The organism is Rhodopseudomonas sp. (assembly GCF_036404135.1).
Lineage (GTDB): Bacteria > Pseudomonadota > Alphaproteobacteria > Rhizobiales > Xanthobacteraceae > Rhodopseudomonas_A.
Window position 1 is genome coordinate 1 of the sequence record NZ_DASWPE010000106.1, and the last position, 17,621, is coordinate 17,621.

14 protein-coding genes and 1 pseudogene are annotated in these 17,621 nt (G+C 66.6%); 8 read left to right on the forward strand and 7 right to left on the reverse strand.

Features of this window, described 5'->3' with window-relative positions; all coding sequences use genetic code 11:
• Positions 1–243: 243 nt before the first annotated feature.
• The 5 genes and pseudogenes from VGC77_RS13360 to VGC77_RS13380 form a co-directional block, all read right to left on the reverse strand.
• A pseudogene (locus VGC77_RS13360) lies at positions 244–519 on the reverse strand (ABC transporter permease subunit); the annotation flags it as partial.
• A complete protein-coding gene (locus VGC77_RS13365; protein ID WP_331172054.1) occupies positions 516–1,418 on the reverse strand; it encodes an ABC transporter ATP-binding protein in 903 nt (300 codons plus the stop codon). The gene VGC77_RS13365 and the pseudogene VGC77_RS13360, both read right to left, overlap by 4 nt.
• Positions 1,415–2,758 (reverse strand): nitrous oxide reductase family maturation protein NosD, encoded by a 1,344-nt coding sequence (locus VGC77_RS13370; protein ID WP_331172055.1) that lies wholly within the window; start codon positions 2,756–2,758, stop codon positions 1,415–1,417. The genes VGC77_RS13365 and VGC77_RS13370 overlap by 4 nt, the downstream gene beginning before the upstream one ends.
• A gap of 359 nt (positions 2,759–3,117) precedes the next feature.
• The gene (gene nosZ / locus VGC77_RS13375; protein ID WP_331172056.1) at positions 3,118–5,070 is read right to left on the reverse strand and encodes a TAT-dependent nitrous-oxide reductase; all 1,953 of its coding nucleotides are present in this window, start codon (positions 5,068–5,070) and stop codon (positions 3,118–3,120) included.
• A 10-nt stretch (positions 5,071–5,080) separates the two neighbouring features.
• Positions 5,081–7,363 (reverse strand): 4Fe-4S binding protein, encoded by a 2,283-nt coding sequence (locus VGC77_RS13380; protein ID WP_414709659.1) that lies wholly within the window; start codon positions 7,361–7,363, stop codon positions 5,081–5,083.
• Between the two features lie 172 nt (positions 7,364–7,535).
• On the opposite strand from VGC77_RS13380, the gene VGC77_RS13385 reads away from it, so the two are divergent.
• Positions 7,536–8,387 carry a hypothetical protein gene (locus VGC77_RS13385; RefSeq protein WP_331172057.1) on the forward strand — a complete coding sequence of 284 codons (852 nt, stop codon included), beginning with the start codon at positions 7,536–7,538 and terminating at the stop codon, positions 8,385–8,387.
• Between the two features lie 210 nt (positions 8,388–8,597).
• Here VGC77_RS13385 and VGC77_RS13390 read toward each other — a convergent pair whose 3' ends face one another.
• Complete coding sequence (locus tag VGC77_RS13390; protein WP_331172058.1) at positions 8,598–9,635, reverse strand: polysaccharide deacetylase family protein; 1,038 nt, start codon at positions 9,633–9,635, stop codon at positions 8,598–8,600.
• A gap of 268 nt (positions 9,636–9,903) precedes the next feature.
• Here VGC77_RS13390 and VGC77_RS13395 point away from each other — a divergent pair, with 268 nt between their 5' ends.
• Together VGC77_RS13395 and VGC77_RS13400 are read left to right on the forward strand one after the other, a co-directional pair.
• Positions 9,904–10,632, forward strand: a complete 729-nt coding sequence (locus VGC77_RS13395) for a type III effector HopAG1 (RefSeq protein ID WP_331172059.1) — start codon at positions 9,904–9,906, stop codon at positions 10,630–10,632.
• 232 nt (positions 10,633–10,864) lie between these two features.
• Positions 10,865–12,346, forward strand: a complete 1,482-nt coding sequence (locus tag VGC77_RS13400) for an ADP-ribosylglycohydrolase family protein (protein WP_331172067.1) — start codon at positions 10,865–10,867, stop codon at positions 12,344–12,346.
• 103 nt (positions 12,347–12,449) lie between these two features.
• Here the strand turns inward: VGC77_RS13400 and VGC77_RS13405 are convergent, their stop codons facing one another.
• Entirely contained in the window at positions 12,450–13,385 is a 936-nt protein-coding gene (locus VGC77_RS13405; protein WP_331172060.1) for a DUF2778 domain-containing protein, read from the reverse strand.
• A gap of 322 nt (positions 13,386–13,707) precedes the next feature.
• Here VGC77_RS13405 and VGC77_RS13410 point away from each other — a divergent pair, with 322 nt between their 5' ends.
• The 5 genes from VGC77_RS13410 (at position 13,708) to lptB (ending at position 17,484) form a co-directional block, all read left to right on the forward strand.
• Positions 13,708–13,935 (forward strand): zinc ribbon domain-containing protein, encoded by a 228-nt coding sequence (locus VGC77_RS13410; RefSeq protein WP_331172061.1) that lies wholly within the window; start codon positions 13,708–13,710, stop codon positions 13,933–13,935.
• A gap of 124 nt (positions 13,936–14,059) precedes the next feature.
• The gene (locus tag VGC77_RS13415; protein ID WP_331172062.1) at positions 14,060–14,674 is read left to right on the forward strand and encodes a ribonuclease D; all 615 of its coding nucleotides are present in this window, start codon (positions 14,060–14,062) and stop codon (positions 14,672–14,674) included.
• Positions 14,675–14,910: 236 nt separating this feature from the next.
• A complete protein-coding gene (gene lptC, locus VGC77_RS13420; protein ID WP_331172063.1) occupies positions 14,911–15,639 on the forward strand; it encodes an LPS export ABC transporter periplasmic protein LptC in 729 nt (242 codons plus the stop codon).
• Positions 15,640–15,697: 58 nt separating this feature from the next.
• Positions 15,698–16,327, forward strand: a complete 630-nt coding sequence (locus VGC77_RS13425) for an LptA/OstA family protein (protein WP_331172064.1) — start codon at positions 15,698–15,700, stop codon at positions 16,325–16,327.
• 197 nt (positions 16,328–16,524) lie between these two features.
• Positions 16,525–17,484 (forward strand): LPS export ABC transporter ATP-binding protein, encoded by a 960-nt coding sequence (gene lptB / locus VGC77_RS13430; RefSeq protein WP_331172065.1) that lies wholly within the window; start codon positions 16,525–16,527, stop codon positions 17,482–17,484.
• Positions 17,485–17,621: the final 137 nt, after the last annotated feature.

Below are 17,621 nucleotides of genomic sequence, written 5' to 3' on the forward strand. Positions count from 1 at the left end.
CCGGGCTGCCTCCACTTGATACACCCGTCAACCGTCTGCCTAGGGGAGACAAGGAGAGACAAGGGCAGAGGCTACTAGTACCCGCCACCGAGGATTGCACCCGACGGCCGCCCGGTCCGGACATCCGTTTCGACACGCGAGCTGACTGTTGGCGCCAAAGGCAGAGCTTGGACTTTGACTAGAATTTACCTGTAAATAGGATAAAGATCAATCTTTTAATTATTTTTAATATGTTATTTAAGCTGAAATAAATAGAAACAATTTAAAATAAAGCATCTCGCCGACCACCGCATCATGCGAGATCAGCAAGGCGATCAGCGGCAACAGGAAGATAGTGAGGCTGGAGAGGCTGACCACGACCACGTCGAGCGCGCCGGCGCCGACATTGCCGGTCGGCGCGCTGCCGAGGAAGGTCAGCGACAGCGCCAATGCGGCCAAGAGCAGCGTGGTCGCCAGCACCCAGCGGTTGCGCAGACCTTCCTGGATTTCCTTGGCGGCGATGATGGCGATGGTTCTCACGAGGCCGGCTCCTGCAGGTTCAGGAAATGCGCGTAGAGCTCGTCCAGCGTCGGCGCTGCGATCTCGATGTTGCGCACCCGCGGATCGGAGGCCGCGGCGCGCAGCAGCGCCATCTTCTGCGCGTCGTCCGGCACCAGCAGCACATGGCCCTTGGCGGACGCGTCGCGCGGCCCGTTCATCCACTCCGGCACGGCGCCGTCGGCGAGATCGATCGCGACCCGGATCGGCAGCTGCGAGATCGTGCGCAGCTCGCTCATGGTGCCCTGCGCGGCGAGCACGCCGCGGTTCATGATCAGCACGTGTTCGGCGCGGTCTTCCAATTCGTTCAGCGCGTGCGAGGAGATCAGCACGGTGGCGCCGTCGGCGCGCAATTCGTCGAGGATCTGGTAGAAGGTCTGGCGCAGCGCCGGATCGAGCCCGGTGGTCGGCTCGTCCAACAGCAGCACGCGCGGCCGGCCGAGCAGCGCCTGCGCCAGCCCCAGCCGCTGCCGCATGCCCTTGGAATAGGTGCCGACCTTGCGGTCGGCGGCGTGCGCCAGCCCGACGCGCTGCAACAGCGGCCAGGCGGTGGCCGGCTTGATCTGTTTCAGCCGCGCGTAGAACGCCAGCGTCTCGCGGCCGGTGAGAGCCGCATTGAACGCGACGTTTTCCGGTAGATAGCCGAGCAGCCGGCGTGCGGAGAATTCGCCGGCGGCGGGATCTTCGCCGAGCACGCGGATATCGCCATGCTCGGCGCGGATCAGCCCCAGCATCAGCTTGATCAGCGTGGTCTTGCCGGCGCCGTTGTGGCCGACCAGCGCGCTGAGCCGGCCGGGCTCGAGGTCGAACGAGACGTCGCGCAGCGCCCGCACCGCGCGGTAGCGCTTCTCGACCTGGCTGACGGTGACGGTTGCGGTCATGGCTGGCCCCGCGCGACCATCGGCTTCGGCGGTGGCGCGATCAGCGGATGGGTGTCGATCACGCCGCCGGGATACAGCGCCGGAAACTGGTTCTGCGCCCAGCGCAGCACCTGCACCGCCGGGCTGTTGATCAGCACTTTGGCGGACGGTGCGGTCCACAGCACGCGGTCGACCAGATCGTTGGGCCGATAGGCGGTGTCGGCGATGCCGTCGCCGTCGAGATCGAACGCCGGATTGTCGCTCCAGTAATTGCCGCGGCCGGCCTTCGACCAGTCGAGGTTGCGGGTGCCGACATATTTCACCTGGTTGCGGTTGCCGATGAAGGCGTTGCCGGTGATCTCATTGCCCTCGGAGCCGGCGGTGAAATGGATGCCGATGCCGCAGCGCTCGAACCAGTTGTCGCGAAACTGGTTGTGGTTGGCGTTGTAGATGAACACGCATTTCTCCGGGCCGTCCTGCGCCGACGAAGCCGGCGCGGGCTTGGCCTCGGGCAGCATGCCCTTTTCGTCGTCGGCGCCGTCGTCGCGGCGGTTGCCGATGTTGGCGCGCGAGCCGCCGCTGACCCGGTTGCCCTCGATCGCGGCGTAATTGGCGTAGTTGAACAAAAAGCCGTAGTCGCGGTCGCGATCGGAGACGTTGCCGCGGATTTTCAGCCGGTTGGAATACATGATGGCGTAGCCGGCATGATTGCCGATCGAGAGGTTGCCGGCGACCTCGCTGTCATTGGTGTACATGTAGTGCACCGCGAAGCGGACGTTTTCGAAGCGGTTGTTGATGAAGCGGTCCTTCAGGCTGCTGATGGTGAAGATGCCGTCGCGGCCGTCGCGGAACGTATTGTCGGCGATCGTCACGTCGGGCGCATTCCACACCGAGACGCCGTTGCCGGCCTCGTTGAGCCGGATGTCGCGCAGGCCTTCGATGACGTTGGATTCGACGCGCGATCCCGAAGCGCCGTGCACATAGACGCCGAACAGATTGCCTTGCAGCCGGTTGTTCTCGATCCGCGCGCGCTCGGCGCTCTGCTCCAGGAAGATCGCCGAATCCATGGTCTGCAGATCGCGGCCGGAGCCGGTGATGGTGAGGCCGCGAACGACCACGTCCGCCGCGGTGACCCTGATCACGGTGCCGCTGCCATTGCCGGCCAGCACCGCGCCGGGCTCGCCGGCAAGGGTGAGGCGACGGTCGATCGTGATCGGGCCCTGATGCGCGCCGGCCGCGAGCAAGGCGACGTCGCCGTCCTTCGCGCGGTCGAGCACCGCCTGCAGCGGCTCTCCCGGCGCCACGCTGATCGTCTCCGCGACGGCGGAGTTGGTGGCGGCGGCGATGAGCGCCGCGGACATAAGACGCAACCAGAGTGACACGTGCGTTCCTCGGGGTCTGACGCGAACTGCGTTCAGTCAACTCAAGCCTTCGGCTTCTTCATGGAACGTTCCGCGCCGGCCCGAGGGTCGACGCGCGTGGATGAAACTTAGCAGCCGTCTCGGCGGCCGAGTTGATCGAAACGGTGCGGCACGCCTCCCTCGCCCCGCTTGCGGGGAGAGGGTGGCGCGAATGCGCGTAGCGCGTTCGAGCCGGGTAAGGGGGCGCCGCGTAATGCCGAGACGCCCCCTCACCCGACCCCGCTTCGCGAGCGCTACGCCGGGTCGACCTCTCCCCGCAAGCGGGGAGAGGTGAGTCAGTGCACGTAGCTAAGCCCGTCTCACACCGTCTTCGGTTCGACCAGCATGCGGCCCTTCATCTCCATGTGCATGGCGTGGCAGAACCACGAACAATAGTACCAGTACACGCCGGCGCGATCGGCCGAGAACGTCACCGAGGCGGTGGCCTGCGGCGCCACTTCCATCTGAATGCCGTAATTCACGATGGAGAAGCCGTGGGTGAGATCTTCCACGTCGTCGATGTTGGTGACGTAGACGGTGACCCGATCGCCCTGCTTGACCTGGAATTTCTCCAGGCCGAACGTCGGCGCCTGCGAGGTCATATAGACCCGCACCTTGTCGCCGTCGCGGATCACCTTGGAGTCGGTTTCGAGTTTGACGCCGTCGAGCTTGGCCTGCTTGACCGCGTCTTCGAACATCGGATCGGCCCGGTTCCAGATCGAGATCGGGTTGATCTTGGAGCGGTGAACGATGGTGGCGTCGTGCGGTTCGGCGAAGCTCGGACCGTCATGGATGAGCTTCATCTTGTCGCCGGAAATGTCGATCAGCTGATCGTTTTCCGGCTTCAGCGGGCCGACATTGAGGAAGCGGTCCTTGGAAAACTTGTTCAGCGAGATCAGCCATTTTCCGTCGGCCTCTTTGGTCTGACCCATCGAGGTGTGGTTGTGGCCGGGCTGATAATGCACGTCGATCTTGTCGATGATCGGATCGACCTTCTCGCCCTTGAAGGCGCGTTTGGCGAGATCGATGTTCCATTTGCAGACCTGGCTGTCGAGGAACAGCGTGGTGTAGGCGTTGCCGCGGCCGTCATAGGCGGTGTGCAACGGGCCGAGGCCGAGCTGCGGTTCGGCGACCACGACGTCGCGCGGCTTGATCTTGTCGTCGAACAGATCGTCGAACTTGCGCACGTCCATCACCGTGACGGTCGGCGACAGTTTGCCGGCGGCGACGATGTGGATGCCGTCCGGCGCGGTGTTCATGCCGTGCGGGCTGTTGGAGACCGGCACGTAGCGGGTGTAGGGCGAGCCGTGGCGGCCGTCGACCACCGGCACGCCGTTCATTTCCTTGAAGTCGCCCTTCTTCACCGCTTCTTCGATGCGCTTGATGTTGAAGATCGTCACCCAGTCCTGCTCGTTGGCGGTCATCTCGGCGGCGTTGACGCCTTCTTCGGAATTGTAGCAGGTCGCGAAGGCATATTTGCCCTGGTAGTCGGCGTCGACATTGTCGAGGTTGCCGTCGACCATCACCTGCCAGGCCACCTTCATGGTGTCGCCGTCCACCGCGGTGAAGATCGCGTGGTACTCCTTCGGCTTGTCGAGCACGCTGCCGTCGTTCGGCAGCGGCACGCGGTCTTCGCCGTTGCAGAACACGTAGCCGGTGCGCGGATATTTTTGCACCCGCAAGCCGTGCACGGTGTGCTGGTTCGGCAGCTGGATGATCTTGTCGCATTTCATCACGTCGAGCCGGACGCGGGCGACGCGGGTGTTGGCCTTGTCGTTCATGAAGGCGTAGCGGCCGTCATAGGTGCCGTCGGTGAACGACAGATGCGGATGGTGCAGGTCGCCGTTCATATAGGTGCCGCCGCGGGTTTTCAGGAACTCGCGGGATTCCGGCAACAGGCCCTCGGTGAGAACCTTGAGGCTCTCATTGGTCAGGCCCCAGCCGGTGGCGCTGTCGCGGTTGAACACCGGCACGCGCATCAATTCGCGCATCGACGGCAGGCCGACGATGCGCAGCTCGCCGGTCTGGCCGCTGGAGAAGAAGGTGTAGTATTCGTCGAGCTCGCCCGGCAGCACCTCGGTCTTCTGGGTGGTTGCAGCGCGCGCCGCCGGCGGCGTCGCCGCCTTGGTCTGGGCGTCCGCCGTTGCGATCAACCCCTTGCCGTCGCTGGTCAGCGCCACCCCGCCGGCGAGGCCGACACCGGCCGCGGCGGCCGTGGTCCCGAGCAGCGTGCGCCGGCTGACACCCGTTTTGTCTTTGTTATTGTCGGTCATCATAAGCCTCCTAGGCTTTGGGTTGCAGATGGGAGGTATCGGCAGCAAGACCGGCGATCGGCCGGCCGGCTGCGGTGATCAGCGTGTCCGGGCCCTTGCCGGTGCGCATCGACGGCGATGACATCACCTCGCGCTTTTCGCGCTTCAGCCGCACCTGGATCATGTGCGGGCAGCGGTGGTCGTCGAAATACAATTCCTGGCAATGCATGCAGTAGATGCATTCGTTGACGTTGATGTGGCCTTCGGGATGGATCGCCTGCACCGGGCATTCGTTGCCGCAGCGCTGGCACGGCGAGCCGCATTCCTTCCAGCGCCGCAGCCATTCGAACATCCGGATCCGGCCGGGGATCGCCAATGCTGCGCCGAGCGGGCACATGTAGCGGCAGAAGAACCGCTCGACGAACAGCCCGGCGGTCAGCAGCGTCAGCGCATAGACCACATAGGGCCAGTCGCGGGCGAATTTCAAAACGATCGAGGTCTTGAACGGCTCCACCTCGGCGAGCTGCTCGGCGAAGCCGGTGGAGTACAGCGACATCCCGAACAGCCCGAGGAAGATGATGTATTTGATCGGCCACAGCCGTTCGTGTAGCCCCCAGGGCAGCCGAACTTGCGGCACCTTCAGCGCCTGCGCGATATTGTTGGTGAGTTCCTGCAGCGCGCCGAACGGACATAGCCAGCCGCAGAACGGCCCGCGGCCCCAGAACAGCAGCGCCGCCGCGGTCGCCGCCCACAGCATGAAGATCAGCGGCGCCGAGAGGAAATACTGCCAGCTGAACCCGGTCATCAGCGAATTGACGAAGGTCAGCACGTTGACCACCGACAGCTGCGCGTTGGCGTACCAGCCGAGCCACACCAGGATGAACAAGAGATAGAAGCGGCGCACCCAGGTATAGAGCAAAGGCCGCCGCACTAGCGCGTTCTGGAAGAAGAAGATCAGCGTCAACACGCCGAGCGCGGCCGCCGCAATGCCGATCCGGATGAGATCGCCGCGCCAGATCCGCATCCACAACGGATCCTCGTCGGTGCCCTGGCCTTCGCCGACCCGCGGCGCCGCGGTGGAGGCGGCGGGCGCCGGCGCGCTGCGAGCCGCCGGCGGTTGCGGCGCGCGCTTCAGCAAACTATCCGGCAAGGCGTAGCCGAGGTCGAAGGTCAGCGCCGCCTTGTTGCGGACGTCGATCACGCGCTGCACCACGAGCTGCAGCGACCACGGCGCCACCGGGTCGAAGGCGAACTCCGCCGGCACCACGAACAGCGCGATCTCCGGAAAATCCGGCGCGCCGGCGGCGGCGACGCTGCCGAGCCTGGTGTGGTCGCGGTCGCGGAACCGGACGCTGTTGTTGTCCTGCACCAGTTCGATGCGGTCGAAGATGCCGCCGCGCACATAGCCCGAGCCCTTGAACGAATATCTGCCGGAGCCCGCCACCAGCAGCGCCTGCTGGCCGGGCTGCAACCGCGCCTTCAGCCGCTGATAGCCGTCGTCGCCGAGCAGGCTGCGGCCGATCGTCGGCACCGCGACGTCGGCGGCGTAGAGGTCGATGAACGACGCGTCGGGCTCGCCGTCCTCCGGATGCGCCGCGGCGGCGGCATCGCCGGATTTCTCGAACGCCTGGTTGATGTCGCCGACGCTGAGCTGCAGCCGTCGCACCGCGCCGTCGGCGAGCAGACCCTGCCAGTCGCGCAGCTCGCTGTGCTCCATGTCGATGGTCTTGTCGGCCGCCGGCAGCGTCGCGGCGGCGGCTGCCGCGCCGCCGCCGCCGAGCCGGCCCGAGCGGATCAGCTTGATCGCCGAGCGCACGATGCTGTCGCCGATCACCAGCACGGTGACGGTGGCGCCGCTGACGATGTCGACCCGCGGCGGCTTGGCACCGCCGCGCGCCACCACGCTCATGTCGACGCCGGCCAATTTGTTGACCACGTCGAGAATGCGTTTTTCCGGAATTCCCAACAGGATGATCGGCTCTTTGTGCTCGACCAGTTTGAATCCGGTCAGCACGCCGCCCGGATCGATGCCGACCAGCATTTCGATCGGCTTGCCGGAATAGCCGGTGGCGTTGGTGAAATCCGAATTCAGATAGACGTAGCCCTGCAACTGATCAGTTTTATACACCGGCACGATCGCCGGTTCGCCCTGCGGCGGGCCGAAGCGGTCGGCGCCGGGAATGAGTTCGCCGGGTTGCGATCGGGCGAGATAATCGCCGAGCACGCCCGCCGCGGACGGCGCAACCGCGCCCAGCCAGCAGCACAAGGCCAGCGCGAGGCTGAGGAGCAATGAAGTGCGGGCGAAATTTCGCAAATGCGCAGGTTCCAGGTTCGACAGAACGCCGTTGTTCTGGATCGCGTGAGTTGCGACGAGGCCGTATAGCAGTCGAACTCGGCGCTTCTTTGCGCTAGAGCAAGCTCAACGGAACTCGTTCAGGCGAATTTGTCGTGGTTGGGAGAGTCCTGCAATGCGTAACGAACCGCTCTTGACAGTTGCTCCCTTGGCTTCGGTGCAAAGCCTCGCAGAACTTTACGCGATTGCCCTGACCCAGGCGCAGATCGCGGCAACGCATTATCAACGCTATGTGGCATCGGCTGACCCGTCATCAGGGTCGACGCAGCCGGTGTTCGAGGTGCTGGCGCAACGCGAACGGATTCGCGTCGAGGCGATCACCGTAGGCGCCCTCGCCGCGCTGAACAAGTCGCCCGATGCCGCGGACCTGGTTTGGAGTCCGGCCGATCTGGTTCCGGCGCAGGAGATTTCTGAACTCGGCGAATCATCACTCGGCACCGCCTATGATGCGTGGGCGCTCGCTGTGCGGCATCGGCAGCGGGCATTTGTATTCTGGACCTATGTCGCAGCTTTAGCCAGCGACCGCGGCGTGCGCACGACCGCGGAGCAATTTGCCCGCGAGGCGTTGCACGACGGCGATGCGCTGCGGCGCGAGCGCCGCGTCGCCTGGCGGTTGTTGCGCCGCGTCGCCGCCGAGCCGCGCAACGCCGCCGAGCCCGTCTCCGCGGCGCTGCTGGAGAGCCTGCTGCTGAAGGACATCATGGCGTGGGCAGAGCGGCTGACGCCAGGCCAACGCGAGGTGCTGTCGAGGCTGGCGCCATCGCCCTTGCCGCCGGATCATCAGCCGCATGATCCGCTCGACCCGGTCGGCTCGCTTGAGGAGATCATTAACCGCGCCCTACGCCGCGCCGAACAATTGTCGAATCTGTATCTCGCCGACGCCGACAGCGCGGTCGACCAGGCCAGCCTGGAATTCGCGCAAAAGCTCGCGGCGCAATCGATCGCGCGGCTCGCAGCGCTGCGCGGCGTCGCGGCGGGGGCGTGAAGGGCGCGGCTGTGTCGGCGCATCACAAAAACGGTGCCGTCATTCCGGAGCGCGAGCAGCGTAAGCTGCGAGCGAACCCGGAATCTCGCGACGGGCGTGGCGTCGAACAGGCGGCAAGATTCCGGGTTCGCTCGGCCTTCCGGCCTCGCGCCCCGGAATGACAGCTTTGTCGGTTCGGCGCGCCGTGTGGTCCGCCGCTCGCGCGCCCAGCTAATTGCTGGCGCCCGAGACCGTGCGGACCACGCCGGCGGCGGCGCGCGCGGTTGCGGCCGGCGCCGGCGGCATCAAGGCGGCGACCGCGGAATCATATTGCGGCAGCGTCACCACGGCATCCTTGGCGGTGACGTGCACCACCTTGTAGCCGCCGGCCTTGAGCTGTTGCAGCACCTGCGGCAGCGCCAGCGCGGTGCTGTGCTGGAAGTCGTGCATCAGGATGATGCCCTTGCCGGCCTTCTTCAGCTTGGTCATCACCGAACTCACCACCGCGTCGGGCTGGTGGATGGCGAAATCCTTGGAATCGACGTCGATCGAAAACGCCGCGATGTTGCGCTCGCCGAGATAGATCTTCAATTCCGGGGTCTGCCGCAACTGCGGAAAGCGGAAGAACGGCGACGGCGGCCGGCCGAGCGCCACCGCGATGGCGCTGAAGCCCTTCTCGATTTCGTCCTTGGCCTCCTGCGGCGACTTCTTGGCGAGGTTGACGTGCGACCAGGTGTGCGAGCCGATGGTGTGGCCCTGCGCCACCACGTCTTTCAGAATCGCCGGATGCCAGCTGGCATGCTGGCCGATCGGGAAGAACACCGCCTTGACGCATTCGGCCTCCAGCGCCGCCAGCACCGCATGGGTGTTGACCGGCCACGGTCCGTCGTCGAACGACAGCACCACTTCGCCGGGTTGCAGGAAGTCGTATTCGCGATATTGCGACATCCCGAAGCCGGGGCCGCCCGCGGCATCGATCTGCACCGTGCGCGAGACGCCGAGCGCGCCCGGATGGCTGCAACTGGCGCCGGCCTTCAAGGCCTCGGCGGCGCGCTGGGTGTCCGGCGGTTGCACGCTGGGGGCCGCCGCGGATTCGGTGGCGTCGGCGCGCGGCCCAGGCCATCGCGCCGCCACCGTGCCGGTGGTCAGCTCGGCCTCGGCCGCCGCCGAATTGGAAGCCTTGTTGAAGAACACGTGGCTGGCCGTGGCGCCGATCACGATCGCCAAAACACCGCCGCCGGCCGCAGCCAGAACCGTTACTCTACGCACTGAACACTCCGCCGCCGAACCCCCGGCTTGGATTTTCAGGTTCTGCCGAAATGGTTAAGCGGGGGTTGTCATCCGGCAGTTTGTTGCGGATTTCGGCCGTCGCCGGCGTGTCGGCGGATCATCGCGCGAGCCCTGCGGCGATGTCGCCGCGTAACGCGAAGGGAGCGATTTGCCGCGGCCGGTTCCGTGATATCAGTCAGCCGCGGCGGCGCGAGCAGGGAGTCTTGCCGCAGGATGTCTTTGCGGTTGCGAACAGCGTGAGGCGGCGATGCCGGCGGCGTCGGATCAGATCGAAGTGTTGGAGGCCTCCGGCTGGCGCAAGGTCGGCAGCCAGGCCGGCTCCAATCCCGGCGGCGTGTTCGCGGACGGCGATGGCGTGCGCTGGTACGTCAAGACGCCGGCCACCGCCGATCACGCCCGCAACGAGGTGCTGGCCAATCGGCTGTATCGGCTGGCCGGCGTCAAAGTGCCCGACGTCGAACTGGCGCGGCGCGACGGCGAGCTCGCGGTCGCCAGCCGGATGGTGAAAGGCCTGACGCTGGCGGAGCTGCCGGAGCATCTCGCCAAGCAGGCCGGCGCCGGCGTCGGCGAAGGCTTTGCCGCCGATGCCTGGTTGGCCAACCGCGACGCGCTCGGCGTCGACCTCGACAACATGATCGTCACCGGCGCGGGCGAACTGATCCGCATCGATCAGGGCGGCGCGCTGCGCTACCGCGCGCAGGGCTCGCTGAAGGCCGAATTCGGACCCTTGGTGGTGGAGTTCGACACGTTGCGCGACCGCCGCAAGAACGCGGTCGCCGCGAGCTTCTTTGCCGCCATGACGCAGCAGCAAGTGTTAGCATCGCTGCGCCGCGTCACCTCGATCGGCTCGGCCGCGATCATCGCCGCCGTGCAGGCGATCTACGGCGACAGCGCCGAATCGAGTCAGCTCATCAACATTCTGATCGCGCGCCGCGACGACCTTGCCGAGCGCGCGGCCCGCCTGGGGGCTGACTGATGCGTGCGAGCTGCCGCGCTGTTCGACCGGCCACGACGCGATCGTCGCCCGCCACGATTTTGCGCGACCCCTCCACGGGTCGTCCCTGCGCACGCAGGGACCCATCACCCCTGGCTCCCGACATAAGAAAAAGGCCGTTATCGCCCGGCCAAAACGCAGCTCCGCGCGCTATGGGTGCCTGCGTGCGCAGTGACGACCCGTTGAAAGGCCGCGGCCACGGAAGGCCCTCGTGATGCGCACCTCGGCGTCACATCCCTTGCAGATCGCAGCCGTGCCCGGCGGCCCCGGCTGCGGCCGGGTCGGGCTGACGTTCTGTCCCGGCAAATACGATCCCTATGCGGCGAGCGGCGCCTGGAAACGCGACCTTGCCAGCGACCTCGATCTGATCCGCGATTGGGGCGCCGCCGCGGTGGTGACGCTGGTGGAGCAGCGCGAATTGGCGCTGCTGCGGGTGGAGACGCTCGGCGAGGAAGTGTTGCGCCGGCAGATGGCGTGGTTTCATCTGCCGATCGTCGACGTCTCGGTGCCGGATCAGGCGTTCGAACGGGCCTGGGCTTCCGCGGGTGAGGGGCTTCGCGCGATCCTGCGCAGCGGCTTCGACGTCGTGGTGCATTGTCGCGGCGGGCTCGGCCGCGCCGGCACCATCGCGGCGCGCCTGCTCGCCGAACTCGGTCTGGAGCCCGCCGCCGCGGTGCGCCAGGTGCGCAAGGCCCGGCCCGGCGCGATCGAAACCCCGTCGCAGAAGCACTACGTGCTGGCGGTCGGCGCCGCCTGCGAAGCGGTGCCCGCGGCGGATCGGCGGCGCGATCGCGCGATCGGCGCGCTGGCCGGGCTCGCGGTCGGCGACGCGGTCGGCGTGCCGCTGGAATTTCAGCCGCGTGACAGTACCGCGCCGCTCACCGACATGATCGGCGGCGGGCCGTTCCGGCTCGATCCCGGCGAATGGACCGACGACACCAGCATGGCGCTGTGTCTCGCCGACAGCCTGCTCGCGGCCGAGGGCGGCTTCGATGCCGCCGACCTGATGCGCCGCTTCGTCGCCTGGTGGCAGCAGGGCGAAAACTCGGTCAATCGGCGCGGCTGTTTCGATATCGGGCTCACCATCAAGGCGGCGTTGCAGCGCTGGCTCGAAGAGCGCGATCCCTATGCCGGCTCGCCGGATCCGCGCGCCGCCGGCAACGGCTCCTTGATGCGGCTTGCGCCGGTGGCGATCCGGTTCTGGAACGATCGGCTGCGGCTGCGCGACGTCGCGGTGCGGCAGAGCCGCACCACCCACGCCGCCGCCGAAGCGCTCGAGGCCTGCGCGCTGTATGCCGAGATCCTGGCGGATGCGATCGCGGGGTTGTCGCGCTCGCAGGTGCTGCGGCCGCGCGACGGCTTCCATGCCGGCGCGGTGCAGGCGATCGCTAGGGGAGGCTGGCGCGGCAAGCGTCGCGACCAGGTGCGCAGCACCGGCTATGTGGTGCATTCGCTCGAGGCCGCGCTGTGGTGCGTCGGCAGCACAGCGGATTTTTCCTCCGCGGTGCTGAAGGCCGCCAATCTCGGCGACGATGCCGACACCACCGCGGCGATCGCCGGGCAATTGGCCGGCGCGCTGTATGGCGCAAGTAGCATTCCGCAGCATTGGATGGCGCGGCTGGCCGGCCGCGAGGAGATTCTGGCGCGCGCCGCGGCGCTGTTCGATCGCTCGCTCGGCGCGCAAGCGGCGCACTGATAGAAGAGGGGTGTCATTGCGAGCCGAGGGCGGGGCGCAGCGCCGACTTCGTCGCAAGAGCTCCTCGCAATGACGCGTTTGGCGAACCGTCAGATCGGACTAATCAAAGTTGCGAGGTCGAACGCCGCGCCAGCGTCGTAGTGTCGCCGAGGCTCGGCACCACCACCAGGCGCTTGATCTCGCCGTTCTGATAGGCCTGCAGGAAGCGGTCGTACTGCTTGATCGAGACGCAGCCGTTGGAATCGCCGTTGGGCCCGAGCATGTAGCTGTGCGCCAACAGGCCGGAGCGTCCCATGGTGTCGCCGCTGCCGACCGGAATCATGCGGATCGCCTGCACGCCGTGAAACAGCCGCTCGCGCGGCTTCAGCTCATAGACGTTCGGCGGCGTCGCCCCGACATTGTGTTTGTCGACATGGCCGGGGTCGTCCATCAGCGCGCCGAAGCCGGAATGCGCTTCGAGCTTGACGCCGTTCGGCATGTAGACCCGCCGCGCCGAAATATCATAGACCGCGGTGCCGCTTTCGTAGCCCAGCGCGGTGAGGTTCGGCCCGTCGCTGCCGAGCCCGCCATCGGGATCGAGCGAGGCCAGCGTCAGCCGGCCCGAGAACATTTCGGAGAATTTCTCCAGCAGCCCGGGCTGCGGGTCGTTGCTGAGCGCGGTGCTGCGCGGCACCGTCATCGCGTCGGCCACGACCGGCCGCGATCGCGGCAGCGGCACCGCGACGACGCTGTTGCTCGGCGGGTTCGACGGCGTCGCCACCAGGTCCGGCGGCCCCAGGGTCTGCGCGGTGAGGTCCTGCGCCAGCCGCGCTCTGGCCTGGCGCAATTTGGCTTCCAGCTCCGGCGGCAAAGCGCGGGCGACCGGCGGCGGCGTCACCGCGATCATCTCGTCGAACAGCGACTCCCTCAGGAACCTGGCATCGAACGACGCCGCATCGACCACGCTCGGCGGCGCCGGCGCGAACACCCAGCCGATCGGATCGAGGTCGGCAATCCACGCCGCGGCGCCGGCCGCCAGCGCCACGCCGAAAAGCGCCATCGTCCCGGGAACGACAACGCTTCGCCCCGATGGAATGTTCTCAACGCACGTTTTGACGTGGGCCATCCATTTCCCCGTGCGATGCCCCAGGACAGCTCGCACATGATGCTGAGGATGCATCAAGTCGGCGCATCATGAAAGCCAAACTGCGGCAGTTTGGAGACGCCCGCCGCTGCCTTGGGTTTGCCACAAGATTCGCCGCGCGCGGGCAGGCCGTCGCGGCGCCGGTTCCGGCGGTAATATGGTGGTGTATTGGTGCGGCTGGCCCGGTTCCTGCTTCGCCCTCGATGGCCGCCGGTTTGCCACAAGGATCACGCCAATCATGCCGCTCTACAGCTTTCATTGTGCGAAATGCGACGCCGACGTCGAATTGCTGGTCGGCTGCGAGGACAAGCCGGCCTGCCCGAACTGCCGCAGCAAGCGGTTGCAGCGGCTGGTGTCGCGGGTGGCAGCGCCCGGCAAGAGCCGCGACCTGATCAAAGTCGCCCGCGCGCAGGCCGCGCGCGAAGGCCATTTCAGCAATTACAGCCGCTCCGAACGCCGCGGCTAGCCGCGACGTTTCGATTGACGCAGCGGCGCGCTTCGCAGAAGTTCGCCGCACGTTTGGCCGAGGTTGCAATGCTCAGTTGCCCCGCAAGCGCTGCTGACGACGTCCAACACCGAGGCTGACCGACATGACCATCCGCCTGCATCGCGGCGATCTGCCAGATCTTTCGCGCTACACCGATTCGGTGGCGATCGACACCGAGACCATGGGGCTGAACCCGCATCGCGACCGGCTCTGCGTGGTGCAATTGTCGAACGGCGACGGCAGTGCCGACGTGGTGCAGATTCCGCAGGGCCATAGCGACGCGCCTAACCTCAAGAAATTGCTGGCCGATCCGGCGGTGACCAAGATTTTCCACTTCGCCCGCTTCGACCTCGCGGCGCTCTTTAACGGGCTCGGGGTGATGCCGCAGCCGGTGTATTGCACCAAGATCGCCTCGCGGCTGACCCGCACCTACACCGATCGCCACGGCCTGAAGGATCTGGTGCGTGAAGTGCTCGGGGTCGATCTGTCGAAGCAGCAGCAATCCAGCGACTGGGGCGCGCAGAGCCTCAGCGATGCGCAACTGGCCTATGCCGCCTCCGACGTGCTGCATCTGCACGGCCTGCGCACCCGGCTCGACGCCATGCTGGCGCGCGAAGGCCGCAGCGAATTGGCGCAGGCCTGTTTCGACTTCCTGCCGACCCGTGCCAAACTCGACCTCGCCGGCTGGGCTGAGCAGGATATCTTCGCGCATTCCTGATCGACGCCGGCCGCGCTCCGCGCATCCGCCACGGCGGCGCGAAGCGAAGCAGGATTTTGGCACAATTACCCTGTAAAAATCCCTCCGGCGTTCGATCGGTGCCGTCCTCGACCCGCCGCGGGGCTTGCGGAACCGGCTGGTCGGGGCCAGCTGGTTCGAGGCTGGGCCCGCCGGTCGCGGAGGCGACCGTGCAGGACGGTCCCGGCGGGTGTGGAGCAGCGGTGCAGTCGGTCCAGATGTCATCCTATCAAGCCGGAATGGAGACGCGCTTTGCGGTGGCGGCGCGGCATAGCCGGCTGGTGCGATTGCTGCGGGTCGCGGTGCCGCTGGCGGTGCTGCTGGCGATGGCCGCGATCGTCGCGGTGTCGGTGTTCAACCCGTTCCGTTTCCTATCGAAATTGCCGGTCGACATGGGCAATCTGGTGGTCTCCGGCACCCGCATCACGATGGAAGCGCCGCATCTGTCGGGATTTTCCCCGGACCAGCGGCCCTATGAATTGTGGGCCAAGACCGCGACCCAGGATCTCACCTCGCCCGACCATGTCGATCTTGCCACGCTGCGCGCCAAGCTTCTGACCGAGGACCAGTCCACCGTGACGGTCGACGCGCGGCAGGGCCTGTTCGACACCAAGGCCCAGCTGCTCGACCTGCGCAAGGACGTCTATTTGCAGAGCTCGGCCGGTTACGAGGCCTGGATGACGCGGGCGTTTATCGATATCGCCAAGGGCACCGTGGTCTCGGACGAGCCGGTCGACGTGAAATGGCAGGGCGGAACGTTGCGCGGACAACGCATGCGGGTCACCGAAAAGGGCGAGGTCATCCGCTTCGAGGGCGGCGTGGTGATGAATCTGGACAATGCCGGCCCCGCGCCCGGCGAGCCACCCGCGGCCCACCCCGTTTCGAAGGCCGAAACCGCGCCGGCCGGCCAGCCCCGGACTGTCTCCGGCAAAGCCAATGTGAAATGATCCATCGATGACGAAGCTGCAGATAACCGGCCAACTCCTGGGTGGCGCGTGTGGAGCGATGATTCTCGTCGCGGCGCTCGGCGTGGCCCCGGCCGCCGCCCAGGCCGGGATGACCGGCGTGCCCAACGCCATGCAGGGCTTTTCGCAGAATCGCGACAAGCCGATCCAGATCGAGGCCGCCACGCTGGAGGTTCGCGACAAGAAAAAGGAAGCCACCTTCACCGGCGACGTCAAAGTGGTGCAGGGCGACACCACCATGACCTCCAAGGTGCTGGTGGTGTTCTACGATCAGGAGCAGCCGGCGAATGCCGAGCCGGCGCCGGGCCGCTCCGCCAAGGCCGCCGCCAAGCCGCAGATGACGGCGGCGGCGCCGGGACCGGGCGGCGGATCGTCGATCCGCCGGCTGGAAGCCAAGGGCAATGTCGTGGTGACCCAGAAGGACCAGGTGGTCACCGGCGAAACCGCGGTGTTCGACACCAAGACCAATCTGGTGACCATGATGGGCGGCGTGGTGCTAACCCAGGGCAAGAATGTGGTGCGCGGCGATCGGCTGCTGGTGGATATGACCACCGGGGTGTCGCGGGTGGAGTCGGGCAGCGGCCGGGTACAGGGCCTGTTCCAGTCATCCCCCGGGGGAGGGCCGCTCGGGACGGCGCCCCCGCCGGCGAATTCCGGCAAGCCGAAATAGGCTCAGGCGAGGAGGGCGGCGCAACGAGGTTGCTGGCAGGGCAGGGACGGAACGGTTAAGGGTGGCAGGTCACGGCGGCGTGGTGCGACGCACCACAATTCGCCGCTATTGCCCGGCAAGACCCGTGACGCATCGATGATGAAGCCCGCCCCTCCGCAGGGCGCTTCGACCAAGGCTGGGAAGGCTGACGTAGCGATATGGTGGATCTCCTCGGCATGTTCCGGCGCCGGCCGGCGAAGGCCGCCGCAAGCTTTGCGCGTGCCCCGCGCGACATCACGGCGCTGAGCGACAATGTCGGCGACCTGCTGACCAGTCCGGTGCGCGATGCGCCGCCGATCATCCGCAATCCGGCCGTAACCCCGCCGATCGCCCCGCAGCAGCCCGCCCGCCCGCGCCCGGCGAGACCGGACAGCGCGCCGCAGCCGACCGCGCGGGCCGGCTTTCTGGCGGTGCACGGCATCGAAAAAAGCTTCGGCACGCGGCGCATCGTGCGCGGCGTTAGCATTTATGTGCGGCGGGGCGAGGCGGTCGGCCTGCTCGGCCCCAACGGCGCCGGCAAGACCACGGTGTTCTACATGATCACCGGGCTGATCAAGGCGGATCGCGGCAGTATCGAACTCGACGGTCACGACGTCACCAAGCTGCCGATGTATCAGCGCGCCCGGCTCGGCATCGGCTATCTGCCGCAGGAAGCCTCGATTTTCCGTGGCCTCAGCGTCGAGCAGAATATTCGTGCCGTGCTCGAAGCGGTGGAGCCGGATCGCCGCAAGCGCGAGGCCGAACTGGACAATCTGCTGCACGAATTCAACATCGAGCGGCTGCGCAAATCGCCGTCGATCGCGTTGTCCGGCGGCGAACGGCGGCGCGTCGAAATCGCCCGCGCGCTCGCCAGCCGGCCGAACTACATGCTGCTCGACGAGCCGTTCGCCGGCATCGATCCGATCGCGGTCGGCGACATCCAGGACCTGGTGCGCCACCTCACCAACCGCGGCATCGGCGTGCTGATCACCGACCACAATGTCCGCGAGACGCTGGGCCTGACCGACCGCGCCTATATCGTCTATGCCGGAGAGATCTTGACCGAAGGCAGCCCGGAGGAGATTGTCAACAATCCGGATGTCCGGCGCTTGTATCTCGGCGAGGAATTCCGGCTCTAGCTGTGAGCTTTCAATAGTTTGTCCATCCGATCCGGACCGAGGAGACTGAGGTTGCGAAGCTTCAGGCATCCAAGGAGGACCGGATGAACATCCACAAGAATGCCCGTTTGACGCCGATTGGTCGAGAGCGGTTGGTG